The sequence below is a fragment of the Streptococcus sp. NLN64 genome, assembly GCF_015831295.1.
In the GTDB taxonomy this organism is placed as follows: domain Bacteria; phylum Bacillota; class Bacilli; order Lactobacillales; family Streptococcaceae; genus Streptococcus.
Map to the genome: position 1 here is coordinate 1 of NZ_JADXDQ010000048.1, position 13,524 is coordinate 13,524.

The 13,524-nt window shown below is 40.3% G+C and carries 11 protein-coding genes; 7 read left to right on the top strand and 4 right to left on the bottom strand.

The window, feature by feature from the left end; all coding sequences use genetic code 11:
• Nucleotides 1-97: 97 nt before the first annotated feature.
• Nucleotides 98-1,525: an ABC transporter ATP-binding protein gene (locus I2503_RS07240; RefSeq protein WP_196967516.1), complete on the bottom strand. Its 1,428-nt coding sequence runs from the start codon at nucleotides 1,523-1,525 to the stop codon at nucleotides 98-100.
• 221 nt (nucleotides 1,526-1,746) lie between these two features.
• Here I2503_RS07240 and I2503_RS07245 point away from each other — a divergent pair, with 221 nt between their 5' ends.
• Nucleotides 1,747-2,790: a DUF4767 domain-containing protein gene (locus I2503_RS07245; protein ID WP_196967517.1), complete on the top strand. Its 1,044-nt coding sequence runs from the start codon at nucleotides 1,747-1,749 to the stop codon at nucleotides 2,788-2,790.
• Between the two features lie 153 nt (nucleotides 2,791-2,943).
• Here the strand turns inward: I2503_RS07245 and I2503_RS07250 are convergent, their stop codons facing one another.
• The 3 genes from I2503_RS07250 to polA all read right to left on the bottom strand — a co-directional run bounded on the left by I2503_RS07250 (nucleotide 2,944) and on the right by polA (nucleotide 6,546).
• Nucleotides 2,944-3,396, bottom strand: a complete 453-nt coding sequence (locus I2503_RS07250; protein WP_196092295.1) for a CoA-binding protein — start codon at nucleotides 3,394-3,396, stop codon at nucleotides 2,944-2,946.
• Nucleotide 3,397: 1 nt separating this feature from the next.
• Nucleotides 3,398-3,745 (bottom strand): DUF2200 family protein, encoded by a 348-nt coding sequence (locus tag I2503_RS07255; protein WP_196092296.1) that lies wholly within the window; start codon nucleotides 3,743-3,745, stop codon nucleotides 3,398-3,400.
• 158 nt (nucleotides 3,746-3,903) lie between these two features.
• The gene (gene polA / locus I2503_RS07260) at nucleotides 3,904-6,546 is read right to left on the bottom strand and encodes a DNA polymerase I (RefSeq protein WP_196967518.1); all 2,643 of its coding nucleotides are present in this window, start codon (nucleotides 6,544-6,546) and stop codon (nucleotides 3,904-3,906) included.
• A 246-nt stretch (nucleotides 6,547-6,792) separates the two neighbouring features.
• Here polA and I2503_RS07265 point away from each other — a divergent pair, with 246 nt between their 5' ends.
• The 6 genes from I2503_RS07265 (at nucleotide 6,793) to I2503_RS07285 (ending at nucleotide 13,254) form a co-directional block, all read left to right on the top strand.
• Entirely contained in the window at nucleotides 6,793-9,312 is a 2,520-nt protein-coding gene (locus I2503_RS07265) for a LysM peptidoglycan-binding domain-containing protein (RefSeq protein ID WP_196967519.1), read from the top strand.
• A 220-nt stretch (nucleotides 9,313-9,532) separates the two neighbouring features.
• Nucleotides 9,533-10,645: a hypothetical protein gene (locus I2503_RS07270; RefSeq protein ID WP_196092465.1), complete on the top strand. Its 1,113-nt coding sequence runs from the start codon at nucleotides 9,533-9,535 to the stop codon at nucleotides 10,643-10,645.
• 80 nt (nucleotides 10,646-10,725) lie between these two features.
• Nucleotides 10,726-11,838: a hypothetical protein gene (locus I2503_RS07275; protein WP_196967520.1), complete on the top strand. Its 1,113-nt coding sequence runs from the start codon at nucleotides 10,726-10,728 to the stop codon at nucleotides 11,836-11,838.
• Nucleotides 11,839-11,918: 80 nt separating this feature from the next.
• Complete coding sequence (locus I2503_RS09800) at nucleotides 11,919-12,047, top strand: hypothetical protein (protein WP_267904633.1); 129 nt, start codon at nucleotides 11,919-11,921, stop codon at nucleotides 12,045-12,047.
• 218 nt (nucleotides 12,048-12,265) lie between these two features.
• Nucleotides 12,266-13,033, top strand: coding sequence for a hypothetical protein (locus tag I2503_RS07280; protein ID WP_196967521.1), 768 nt, complete (start codon nucleotides 12,266-12,268; stop codon nucleotides 13,031-13,033).
• A gap of 17 nt (nucleotides 13,034-13,050) precedes the next feature.
• The gene (locus tag I2503_RS07285) at nucleotides 13,051-13,254 is read left to right on the top strand and encodes a hypothetical protein (RefSeq protein ID WP_196092482.1); all 204 of its coding nucleotides are present in this window, start codon (nucleotides 13,051-13,053) and stop codon (nucleotides 13,252-13,254) included.
• Nucleotides 13,255-13,524: the final 270 nt, after the last annotated feature.

The window sequence follows — 13,524 nt, forward strand, 5'->3', positions numbered from 1 at the left end:
GCACGCATACGCTCAAGGCCTTGACACAAAATCCCCTTCTCTTTGCTTCACAACTAGGCTCAGCAGGCATCAATCTGCCAAATAAATTGTCCTATTTTTAGAAAAATGGTTGACAAATGGTAGAAAATCTAGACAAATCAATTCGTTGTTTCTCTCCTTCCGAAACTGGACTATAATCTCCTCCAACAGACTTCTGTAAAAACTGGCTATCAAATCCCATTACTTCCTTTAATTTGTTTGATAATGGAGCTGAATTTCCCAGTTCAATATTATCCAATACACTTCCTTTCACAAGGAAGTCATTTTTTTGTACAAAAGCAATTTCTTTATAAAGGCTTTGAGAATTTATTTGATCATTTGCTACTCCATTTATCTCTATTTTCCCCTGATATTTTGTAGAAGAATAGTAGTTTAAAATCAATTTCATAAGTGTAGTTTTACCCACCCCAGATTCTCCGACTACAGCATATGTTTTTCCTTTCTGAAATTCGAAAGAAAAGTCCGAAAAGAGGATTCGATTGTCAATCTCGAATCTAAGTTCCTGTATACTTATGGATGAAACTGCCTCCGCCAACTGTTTTGATTCTGCTATAACATTTTTTTGATTTTCTGGTCTTATAAGTTCGTCAAAATTAACCAAGATTGAATCTGCACTCTGAATCAGATTTTTTGAATAGAGGAAATTTTGGAAAGGACCAAATACTCCGTTGAGGAGTTGAATGCTTGCAACTAATAGACCAATTGTCAATAAATCATTTCTTACAAAGATAATACCGACCACCATACATGCTACTTGTGAGAAGAAACTTAAAAAAGTACCGGTATTAGAAGCAAGATCTCTCCCGTATTGATAGGCTTGTCTAGCATTCTCAAAATCCTGTGTTGAATTTCCAACCTGTTCTTGCATCCTTTTTTGGATACCTAGTAACTTTATCTGCTCGAAACTCTTTAAAAAATTTGTCATTATGTCTAAATAAGATTGATTTTTAGAGGTATAGGTCTCCGTTGCAGCTTTAATTAGCTTTCCAGGAATTTGGGATAAATTGATTGTAAGCAAGGAAAGGAGCAGGAAAAGTAAGGCTAATCTCCACTCAAGTAACATGAGAGCACAGATACTAATCAGCATGGAGGCAAGATTCACTACCATATTAAATTTGGCCACTAAATGATTTTCCAGAAGTAAGTCTATGTTCTTTGTCAACGAGTTAAGAAATTCGGATTCTGATTTTCTTTCAGGAAAATTTTGATTAAGATAGGATTGAACTAAACGATCTTTTAAATCTAAAATAATTTTTTTGATATAGAAATTTTTAACATATGAGGATGTCCAAGAACATAGGTACCAAGCTATAATTGTCAGAACACAGAGAAACACTTGCCTCTGTAGCTCGTGAGTCGAAATAGTTAGGCTGTCTAAAATTGTTCCTAGTTCGATGGAAAATAAGGTCATCAAAATCGATGCACTAAGAGCAAAAGTAAGCGCAAGTCCATACCAAATTCTATAGGACTTTATCAGCTGTTTCATGTGACTCACCTCCTTTTGATAACCTCATTCTACCTCCTATCATCCCTATCCACTCAAACTTCCCGTATTTGGGACGAAAAACTCACTATTTTTTCAAACCGTTAATTTTTTCAACTTGTATTCACTAACCTTTCTACATATTCCCATTTCCTAATAAAAAGGCTGGAACAAAAGTTTTACCACAAAAAGATATGATAGAATAAAAGAAAAAAGGAGGTACTATGAAAAAGTATGCAATTTTAGGACTGAGCTTATTATCTCTAAGCGGATTCACTGTATCTACCGATGAAACTATGGCCTATCAAGAACTATTCAATCGAGATTTAAAACCGAATGGCGATCGAATTGTGCGCTATGCCCTCTATGATATCGATGACAATGGAACCGATGAACTCATAGCTGAAACAGATGGAAAGCGCCAGCTTCTTTACTACCTCAAGGAAGGCTCTCCAACCTATTTGGCTCAAAACTACGAAGCCTCTACAGATGGTTACCGCAGCTTTTTCGCCATCAATAAAAATCAGACCATTACTCATTTTGAAGTCATGGCTGGCAGCAGCAATGCTGATTACAAAGTTTATCGACTAAAGAAAGATAATACAGCTGCTGAAGTGATTGAGAAAAAGACTTACAATTTAAAAGCTGATCGCAATTCTGCTCCTCCTGAGAGAGTTGACTTATCATCCTTGGAATGGAAATCAGTTAACGGCAATCCAGTAACCTCCAGTAGTAACCATGCAAGCAGTCCAAAAAATCCGACTGAACAAAGCACGTCCAGCAGTTCTAGCAAGACGGACAACCCGAAAACCAATCCTAATGCGAGCCAAGCTCTTTGGAACCAGGAGAAAGCTGAACAACTAGCCAACTATATGGTTGAGTTCGGAAATAAAATGGGACAACCAGGTTACAAATCCTATGCTCCAGGAGATGACGACGACTTTTTTGGTGTCATGAGCTTTACGGAGCAAGATCGAATCGTAGTCGGCGAACGGGTAGCGGATGTAGCTGAACTCACAAACGAAAGGAAGGTTACAGTGGCCTTCTCTAATGATGGACTTGGAACCGCTGACTACAATATTGTAGCTAGCTACGGTGTTGTTCACAAAAACTTCCCTATCTTCTATCATTTTACGATTCACGAAGGACAACCAGTTGTGCTAGTATCTCGTCAAAACCAAGGTAATCCTGAACGATTATACTACATGAATCCAACAAACAACACTGAATTGAGAGATACTTTTGCAGCCATTGTAGAAGGAAGATAATTCGTAAAAAGCTATTTCTACTTAAAGAAATTCTCCAACTGCGTCCTCACTTAACGAACTAGTAGACAAAAAAGAACTCCACAGATTAAGGACAAATGATACGTACCGTATCAAAATCCTTTATCTGTGGAGTTCTTTTATCTTTGATAACTACTAAATTTCACAAGCCAAGTTAGTATCATCCTCCACCAACATATGGTGGTCAACCTTGATACAGCGGTCCATCATTATATCTGCAACTCCCGCATCTTCCAACATATCCAAAGCTTCCTGGCTAAAAAGACCGAGTTGAGCCCAAAAGGCTTTGGGTTTCGTGGACATCTTAAGATAGTCTGCCGCAACGTCCGGTAAAAACTCACTGCGACGGAAAACGTCTACGATGTCGACTGGGAAAGGGAGGCTTTCCAAGGATGGGTAGACCTGCTGACCTAGAATTAATTGGTCGACAGCACGTGGGTTGACGGGGACAATACGATAGCCCTTTTCTTGAAGATAAGATGCCACTCGGTAACTGACAGCATCTTCTCTAGGGGAAAGTCCTACAATCGCAATAGTCTTGCTTTCTACAAGAAGTTTTTTAATCGTAGAGGAATCTGTTACAAGCATATTAGGACCTCCGAATTTTTTCTAGGGGACGACCCTTGGCTAGTTCATCAACGAGCTTATCCGTTATACGAATTTGCTTCATCAAAGGATCTGTCAATTCTTGAATTTTAACACCACAAATTGTTCCTGTGACAGTGTCCGCAGCTGGATTCCAAGCAGGACTTTCCTGATAGAAGTTCGCTAGGGTTCGAGTTTCTGAATCGAACTGAAGTTGTTCAGGGCTGTAACCTGTGAGCCAGCTTAGAATCTGATCCAATTCATCCTGACTACGCTCTTTTCGTTGAACTTTGTTCAGATAGGCCTGGTAAATACTGGTCCAGGTCATCTGATCGATTGTTTTTCTTGCCATTACTGACCTCGCTTGTTTCTAAATTGCTCTCTCTTCTATCCCAAAACCCTAATACCCGAAGCCAGCCTATACCGTCATCTATTCGATGCTCACTCCCATGACTGGCTTCACTTTCCTTTTTCTAGGATCGGGACCCAAACATCTCCCAGATGTTTGGGTTACTTCGCTTCATACCATGTGTCTCCTGCGTTGCCGTCGGCGATGAGGGGGACGGTGAGTTGGATGGCGTTTTCCATGACTTCTTTGAGGAGGGTGGTGATGGCTTCTTGTTCTGATTTGGGAACTTCGAGGACGATTTCATCGTGGACTTGGAGGAGCATGCGGCTGGTGTAGTTGCCTTCTTCCAAGGCCCGGTCCAGGTTGATCATGGCGATTTTGAGGATGTCAGCGGCAGACCCTTGGATTGGGGAATTGATGGCTGTCCTTTCCGCAAAGGAGCGTACTTGGAAATTCCGAGCATGGATGTCCGGCAGTGCACGACGGCGATGGAAAATGGTTTCCACATAGCCTTGGTCACGCGCTTCACGGACAATACTGTCCATATAATTCTTGATGCCAGGGTAGCGCTCGAAATAAGTTTCGATGTAATCCTTGGCTTCGGCGCGTGTAATGCCTAAGTTGTTGGCCAGTCCGAAGTCTGAAATTCCATAAACCACACCGAAATTGACAGCCTTGGCATTGCGACGATCCAAGTCCGATACTTCTTCCGCTGTAGCGCGGCCAAAGACCCGCATAGCTGTAGAAGTATGGATGTCCAAACCATCCTTGAAGGCCTGAATCAAATGCTCATCTTGAGAAATATGTGCCAAGACCCGTAATTCAATTTGCGAGTAATCCGAACTAACCAAGACAGCGTCGTCAAAGGAAGGCACAAAAGCCTTACGAATTAAACGTCCCTGCCCCAGGCGAATCGGGATATTTTGCAAGTTGGGATCCGTACTGGATAGACGCCCCGTTTGGGTCAAATCCTGCACATAGCGAGTATGAATTTTTTCATCCTCTGCGATGGCATCCTGCAAGCCCACGACATAAGTGGATTGCAGCTTGGTAATCTGACGGTAGTCCAAAATCTTAGCCACAATCGGTGCAATCGGTGCCAAGCGTTCCAAAACATCCACCGCAGTCGAATAGCCCGTCTTGGTTTTCTTGGTGTACTCCAAAGGCAAGCCCATCTTCTCAAAGAGAATCACGCCCAACTGCTTCGGCGAATTGATGTTGAATTCCTCGCCCGCCAAGTCGTAGATTTCCTGGGTCAAGCCCTCGATGATCGCCTGATTCTCAACCTGCATCTCTTCCAATGTTTCACGTTGAACCTTGATTCCTGCCAATTCCATTTTGGCCAAAACCTTGGCTAGTGGCTGCTCCATGTCTACCAAGAGCGTCCATTGCTCCTGCTCCACCAATTGGCTTTGAAGGGACTCCTGTGTATCCACCAAAACGGCTAGTTTATCAGCCAGGTGCTGGAAGAAGACCTCTTCCTCCGGAATAGCCCGTTTCACACCCTTACCGTAAATGACCTCATCCTCTACCAAAGGACGACTGCCATATAAACGCGCAATGGTCGAAATCTGATTGTCTTCAACCGTGGACAAGAGATACTTAGCCAAACGACTATCAAAAGCTGGCAAAGGCAAGTTCAGACCATACCGGTCTACTAAAACCTGGACCTTCTTAAAGTCATAAACATACAGAGGAGTCTGCCGCAAGAATTCTTGGAACACCGGACTTTCCAAAACAGCTGGAGACTGCCCCACGTAAATTTGGTCCTTGGTTCCCCAAACCACACCCCGCAAAGGCTCGACATGATAATTCTCACCTAACAACTCCAAGTGAAGGAAGGTTTCTGCTCCAAACATCTCCGCCGTTGGCTCCGCCACCACCTGATAAGGAGCATGCTCCACCGGAGTTGAACCCCCAGCAGATTGGTCTAATTGCTGCTTCAATTGGAGGAAGCCCATATCCTCATAAAATTGTCCCAAGGCTGGCACATCCGGACCTTGGTAGACAAGGTCCTCCAAACCAATCACAATCGGCGACTGGGTGTTGATGGTTGCTAGGGTCTTAGATAAGAAGGCTTGTTCCCGGTCATTGATCAGATTCTCCTTCATTTTGGACTTCTTCATACCGTCCAAGTTTTCATAGATCCCCTCTAGAGACCCGTATTCTGCCAAGAGCTTGAGACCTGTCTTTTCCCCAATCTTGGTCACCCCTGGAATATTATCTGACTTATCCCCCATCAAGGCCTTTAAATCGATAAACTGAGCAGGGGTAATCCCCATTTTTTCCATCAAATAGTCAGGGGTGTAGGCTTCAAATTCCGCTACCCCTTTTTTCGAAATCTCAACAACCGTATTGGAATCCGTCAATTGAATCAAGTCCTTATCACCCGATACAATCGTCACTTCAAAATCGGCACCCTCAGCTAATTTATCCAAAGTCCCGATAATGTCATCCGCCTCATAATTCTCCAACTCATAATGGCGAATCCCTTGAACCTCCAGCAACTGCCGAATAAAAGGAAACTGCTCCCGAAACTCATCCGGCGTCTTGGCCCGCCCCCCCTTATAATCCGCAAACATCTCTGTCCGGAAAGTCGTCTTACCCGCATCAAAAGCCACCAAAACATGAGTCGGCTGCACCCGCTCCAAGAGATGCGACAACATCAACTGAAAACCGTAAATCGCATTGGTATGCAAACCAGACGGCGACTTAAACCGATCCAACTGCTGATAAAGGGCAAAAAAAGCCCGAAAGGCCACAGAAGACCCATCAATGAGTAGTAATTTTTTCTTATTTTCCATAAAACAATTATAGCACAGACCTAGAGGAAGCAAGGGATTAGGGTAATTGAAAAAATAGTGAATGAACTCGAAAAATTTTAGATAACAATCAGAAATGTTACAGAAAACACTTCATTAAAAAACGTTTATTTATATTGTTTGTGTATCATTTGAGGTTTTGTTAGAATGAAGGTATTCACTAGTGATAACGGTTACATTTTGCTTGTAGGGAAATCCTTACACCTGGAATTGATTTAGAAGGTTATTATGAAACCCAAACATATTTATCGTACTCTGTTACTATCGAGCACCTTGTTATTCCTTGCTAATACAGAATTCATCACAAGTACTGTATCTGCAGATGAAAAAACGACACTAGCTGACATAGAGATTCCAACCACTCAGCTCGAACCCACAACAGATGACAATTCTAGATTCCAAGTTCCTGAAGCTAATCACTACAATGTCCCACCGACCTTAACCCAAGATACCCCGACTCCTTCCGAGTTAGATATTTCCCAACAAATTCCTGAAGTAAACATGCCTTCTCAACAGGAGTCTCAACCAGCTGAGAACAATCTTGTCACCGAAATCAATATAGCAACAAAACTCCCAGAATCAGACGTTCCAAGTCCCAACAGTCCCTTCCGTAATAACCAGCCAAGCAATCCACAAAAAGCTGCGGCTGAATTCGAGGACAAGGCTAAGCAGTACCTTGCCAATCTAACCCCAGAAGAACATCAATTATTGGAAGCTAGCCCAGATATAAAAAGTAAACAAAAAGTTTTAGAGAGTATTCTTATTCGCCAAATTAATGAAGAATATAGCTTGAAAGAATTAGAAGAATTCAAGAAGACCTTGACTCCAGAACAGAAAAAAGAACTGGAAGAAACCTCTGATTTAGTTGAATTTGAAACGAAACTAAAATCTTTCTACCAGACTTCGCAAGCCCAACAAGATTTTGGGAATCTTGTTGACACCTTAATTCTAAACAGCACTGAAGAAGAATTCCGTCAACTTCAAAGAAGTGCTGACAATCCCGAAAAATTTACACAAACTATACTTGACCTAGCCGCTTCACAAGCACAGACTAATTCAATTTCTGAAACAAATCAAACTTTTCGAATGCCCATTACAGCGGGAATTCCACTTATTATAAAAGCTGCACCTTATATTATTGCTGGAGTAAAAGCTCTCGGAACTGCAGTTATCGCCTACTTTGGTTCTCAGGCAATCAATAACAGCTATCAATACGCACGTGCTCAAGCCTATCAACGGCAACAAGCACTGTATGCTACCATGGCAAAAAGCTATGTAAACAATCAAGCTAGAATTCAATCAATCAGCCAAGCTCAAAGTTATACGTATACTGGTCCTGGTTACTATGCCGTTCAAAACTATACTTATCAGCCAAGTCAGTCTTATGGCTATACACCAAACTACTCCTACACTCCTCAGTACACAGGAGGATATACTGCACCAGCACGCGCCTATGGCCAAGTTGCTGCCTCTGTCTTTTATTATACAGGCAGTCTCAAACTCCCAGTCTACAATTTATCAGGAAAAAAACATACTGTTCTTCCAAATGAATCTGTCTGGTCTATCTCTCAAAAATACAACATTAAAATGAATGACCTCATCATTTGGAATGGACTTACAAACGGACTCATCCACCCAGGGCAAAAGGTGTTGGTAAAGCCAGACACTCTTATCAATAACGGTCTCCAGCATCAAGTATTGCCAAATGAATCTGTTTGGTCCATCTCACAAAAATACAATATCTCCATGGCTGACTTCAGAGCTTGGAATAACATCAAACATGACACCATTCACCCAGGACAAAAAGTTTACATTAAGGCAAAATCGGCTGCAAAAAAAGCCCAATATATTGTCAAAGCTGGAGATTCTATCTGGAAAATTGCCAAAGAGCACGGAATTACAATTGATGACCTAGTAAAATGGAATAAAGTCACAAACTTTACCATCCATCCTGGTGATACCCTCATCACAACCCAACCTCCCCTCAATCCCTTGCCACCTGTGATTACGAAACAACCATTACCTCAACTTGGTGCGCTCTATACTGTCAAAGCTGGAGACTCCATCTGGAGAATCGCCCATGATCACAGTATCACAATGAAACAGTTGCTAGAATGGAATAACATCACCAATCAAACCATCCATCCTGGCCAACAACTCATTACCCAAAATCCAGCAAGTCCTTCTGCAGCCACTGCAAATAAATCCTACACTGTAAAAGCTGGAGACTCTGTTTGGAGAATTGCTCAAAGTCATGGTGTCTCCATGGATGATTTGGTTATGTGGAACAATATTTCAAACTTTACCATCCATCCTGGCGAAGTCCTCATTCTCAAACAACCAACACAAGCACCCTATTCCGGACTCACAACTCATACCGTCCAAGCCGGTGAATCCGTTTGGCTTATCGCTCAAAAATATGGCATCACAATGGATGAACTGGTAGAATGGAATAACATTTCCAATTTCGCCATCCATCCAGGGCAGAGAGTAATTATAGGCTATGTTCCCTCTCCAGAAACTACAAAACTTGCTAAAGAATTAGGATATAGGAAGATAAAAGAAAGGAGTAAACATGATAAGCCAATTTATGAACGTGTAAAAGGTAAAGGTCCTAAATTTATATCTCCAGATCATGCTAGTCATAAAGGAGGATATTGGAAAGGTGCCGATACCAAAGAAAAATTGTTAAGTAAGGATGCTCGAAAAGGAACTTATGATAAAGATCTAAAACGTATAGATGACTGATAGAATTTAATTTCACACTATTTTTGTTGCTTCATTCAATCGTCTTACCATTCCCTGCTTTGTCCTACAAAGTAAATACTCTTTAAAAATCAAAGCTATCAATTGCTATCTCCCCTCGATAAATCCTAGTTCTATCATGGGCATCATTTCCTAAACTATTTTTGATTTTCTTGAAGTAGAGATAAATAGACAATAACAAATTACTGCACAAGGAGAGTATATGTTAGAAATTGACATCTATAAATATAACCTAGAAGATTCAACCTATATTGATGACTGGACCTCCATATCAGATATCGGTCAAAAATTTCATGGGCAACTTCTAACCTACCAAAGCTACCTTCAAGAAGAAGACCGTTATGTTAACACAATCCAAGAACTTTTACAATTCCTTCATATCCAAAATCTGACAGTTGATTGGTGCTCAAAATTTTTCAGTCTACGTTACCACCAAAAACATGGACGACTAACCTCTGTTCAGAGTCAACTTTATCAAAAATTAGATAAAGGACTCATAGTAAACCGAAATGAAATTGCTGATATTATCCGTCTCAATTTACGTGAAAGTATTGACTGTAGTTTATCTAATTCCATTATCACTATTTACTTTGACTATGACTACTATATGTCCATAAAAATAGCAGATAAATCTGACTTACATCACATCATAAATATTATTAAAAAACATGGATTATTTTGGCGACCTTCAAAAAATCACTACTATCCTGAGGATAAAGATAATAAAGTTGCTTTTGGATTTACTTGGAATAATGGACTCATCAATCCACCAGGTGACTATCATCATGACCTTCGAATTTCCAAGGATGATCCCTTGAATCGTACCTATACCGAATGGAGTCATTTTGACGAAATCGAAAATGGACTGGATTGGGCAGAGTACCAAACTGTGGAACAAAAATACCTCCAGCTAGTTTTGGACTTCCTGGATAAGTTCCAGGTAAGTGAGTTTGCCATCAACAGCCTATCCCTTAACAATATTCAGGAACTCGGTGTCTCTGAACAGTACTTCTCCCCTCAAGAAAAAGTGCTATTCCAACAAATGTATAAATATGAAGAAACTGTAGAGGATTGGACTATAGAACCATTCATCGTCCGAAAAGAAGACTTTTCTACTCTATTCAAACTAATGTTCAAACGTGTATTTACTTCTTGGATTACAGACGGTTCTATTAGTATCCAATTCGATGCCTCCTTCCGCCTCTACCTCTCCTTCTACGGCCACAAAAAGGAAGTGCAGGAGTTAGTCGAGAAGCACGGACTCTATTGGCAGGAACGCCAACCACCTTATCATGAGGCGGTTGACTTCACCTAAATAAACTAAATTTGTTATCTGAATGAATACAAATCCCATTACTTTCTAATCCAAATTCATTCAATACAGGAAGTAACACCATGCCCACACTACTAATTCACAAATATGATAAAACTAATCCAAACTACGTCAAGGACTGGACTTCTATTTCAGATATAGGAAAAACATTTTATGAGGAGCCTCTCACCCTCAATACCTATTTAGAAACAGAGGATCGATATGTCCAAGTAATCCTAAACATTATGGGCTTATTTCATATTCAAAAACTGGAGGTACGAACTATTGAAAAGTATCATAGCCTTCAATACGTCAAACAGAATGGACTATTGAATGAAAAACAGGCCTTCCTTTACCAAAAAATAGACAATGGAGTACAGCTCAATTACCGTGAACTTTCTGAAACCATTAGACTTAATTTACGTGAGTCAATTTGGTGTGGTTTATATAGTCCTGAAATTGAAGTCAATTTCGGTTATGACTATTACGAAGCAATCACGATTGCAAATTCTGAAAAACTGGAATTGTGTAAACAAATTATTGAAGACCATGGATTGTACTGGCAGGAAATCTCAACTTCTCCCTTTAAAATAGAAGAAGAATTTAGAGATGCCCTAACCTACACTTGGGGCGACGGTCAAACCAATCCACCAGGTGATTACCATCATGACCTTCGTATCTCCAAAGATGACCCTTTGAATCGTACCTATACTGAATGGAGTCATTTTGACGAAATCGAAAATGGGCTGGATCGGGCAGAGTACCAAACAGTGGAACAAAAATACCTCCATCTGGTTTTGGACTTCCTGGATAAGTTCCAAGTAAGTGAGTTTGCCATCAACGGTCTACACCTTAACAACATTCAGGGATTCGGTATCTCTGAACAGTACTTCTCCCCTCAAGAAAAAGCACTATTCCAACAAATGTATAAATATGAAGTAACTATAGAGGATTGGACTATAAAACCATTCATCGTCCGAAAAGAAGACTTTTCTACCCTATTCAAACTAATGTTCAAACGTATATTTACTAATTGGATTACAGATGATTCGATTACTATCCAATTCGATGCCTCCTTCCGCCTCTACCTCTCCTTCTACGGCCACAAAAAGGAAGTGCAGGAGTTAGTCGAGAAGCACGGACTCTATTGGCAAGAACGCCAACCACCTTATCACGAAGCCGTTTACTTCACCTAAATAAACTAGATTTGTTATCTGAATGAATACAAATCCCATTACCATCTAATCCAAATTCATTAAATACAGGAAGTAACAATATGCCCGCACTTTCCATTCACAAATACGATAAAAGCAATCCAAACTATCTTGAAGATTGGACCAGTTTTTATGAAATTGGTCAACGTTTCATGGAAAACTACTATCGTTTGAAGACTACCTCCAGGTAGAAACCCAGTATGTCCAGACTATTCAAAACATACTAGATTTACTTCAAGTAAACACCTTATCTGTTTTCTATTGTCGTAAATCTGACAGTCGTGAAAGAACAAGGAAAGAAGCTGCTCTGACACCAGATCAGTATCTTCTCTATCAACGTATAGATGATGGAACTCTATTAAATCGGACTGAGATATCTGAGGTAATTCGATTCAATTTACGAGATACTTTGGGGTGCAGAATTGTTGGAGATGACATAAATATTCACTTTGGTTATGATTACTACATGTATATTGAAAGTTCCAGTAAAGCACACTTTAAAGAATTTCAAAAAATAATTAATAGAGAAGGCCTCTACTGGCAGGAGTTTTCCATTGCCCCCTACCATTTAGATACAGATGATGTAAATGCTTTGTCTTTTAGTTGGGGCGATGGTCAGATAAATCCACCAGGTGATTATCATCATGACCTTCGTATTTCTAAAGATAATCCCTTGAATCGTACCTATACCGAATGGAGTCATTTTGAAGAAATCGAAAATGGGCTGGATTGGGGAGAGTACCAAACTGTGGAACAAAAATACCTCCAGCTAGTTTTAGACTTTTTGGAGTACTTCCAGGTAAATCAACTAGCCGTCAATGGAGGTCTAGGATTCACCACCATTCAAGAACTCGGAGTGCCTGCCCAGTACTTCACTTCTCAAGAAGAAATATTATTCCAAAAATTACATGAGTATGATAAAAATGTAGAAGATTGGACCGTTGAATCATTTATTGTTCAAAAAGAAGATTTTTCAACTCTATTCCAATTAATTTTCAAAGGTAGATATAACACTTGGATAAGTACAAGCCACATCTCCATCCAATTCGATTCCTCCTACCGCCTCTTCCTCTCCTTCTACGGTCACAAAAAGGAAGTGCAAGAGTTAGTCGAAAAACACGGACTCTATTGGCAGGAACGCCAACCACCTTATCATGAGGCGGTCGACTTCACATAACTACGAAAGGACCATATATGCCAGCACTTTCCATTCACAAATACGACAAAAGCAATCTCAACTACATTGAAGATTGGACCGCCATATCTGATATTGGGGATACCTTCTACGGGAAAGTATTAACTTTAGAAGACTACCTAGAAGCTGAAAATCGATATGTTCAAACCATCGCCAAGATTCTGCAATTATTTAACATTAATCCCGAATTATTCATAGCCTGAATATCTTTGCGTAACTATCAAAAAAAATCATCAGAAACAAGCAATAAACAATTGCAATTCTGATGATTTTTATGAACGATCAAGTTTTTCTATAAATAAAGATGGGTCTGCTACCTTAGCACCCTAAAAAAGGGTAGACTCCACCCTTGGTGCGACTCTCGATTTTTAAAAATGTATTCTATTTGATTCGGTATCCTAATTTCCTAACAAAGGAGGACTGGTATCCCTTACTGCATAGAGAACGGGGAGTGAGAAATCTAGTCTGGAAAT